This window comes from Streptococcus sp. F0442, assembly GCF_000314795.2.
Taxonomy (GTDB): domain Bacteria; phylum Bacillota; class Bacilli; order Lactobacillales; family Streptococcaceae; genus Streptococcus.
Genome location: NZ_KB373314.1, coordinates 1,127,650 through 1,128,200, shown reverse-complemented (window position 1 = coordinate 1,128,200; position 551 = coordinate 1,127,650). Strand labels below are relative to the sequence as shown.

Annotated in this window: 1 protein-coding gene; it reads left to right on the top strand. The window is 39.9% G+C overall.

From position 1 onward, the window contains the following. On the top strand, nt 1-551 hold a 551-nt coding region (locus HMPREF9186_RS11550; protein WP_009731792.1), incomplete at both ends, for an adhesin isopeptide-forming adherence domain-containing protein.

Sequence of the window (551 nt, the reverse complement as noted above, 5' to 3'; positions counted from 1 at the left end):
CAATCAGTAGGAATCTCAGATGACTACGATGAAACTAAGTTGGATCTTGATTCTACTAAGATCAAAGCTTACGATTCAGTAACAGGCGCAGAAGTAACAGATAAATTCGATATCGCTGTGAACAACGGTGTGATTACTGCAACCCTTAAAGATGGCTTCACTAAGTCACTTGGCGACGCAGAAAACACACAAGTGATCGACACAACTAAATTCGAATTCGGACGTTACTACAAGTTCGACATCCCAACAACAGTGAAAGCTGATGTACCTGGTGGTGTGGATATTGAAAATACTGCGGCTCAAGTTGTAAACTACTACAACCCAACAACTAAGAAGGTTGAAAAACCAAGCAAACCAACTGAAAAACGTGTAAACAACGTTCCAGTTGAAGTAGAATTCAACTTCACTAAACGCTTGGAAGGTCGTGAACTGAAAGCCAACGAATTCAGCTTCGTACTTAAAGATTCAGAAGGTAAGACTCTTGAAACTGTTAAGAACGATGCCTCAGGTAACGTTAAGTTCTCTAAACTTGAATTCAAGAAAGGTCAAGA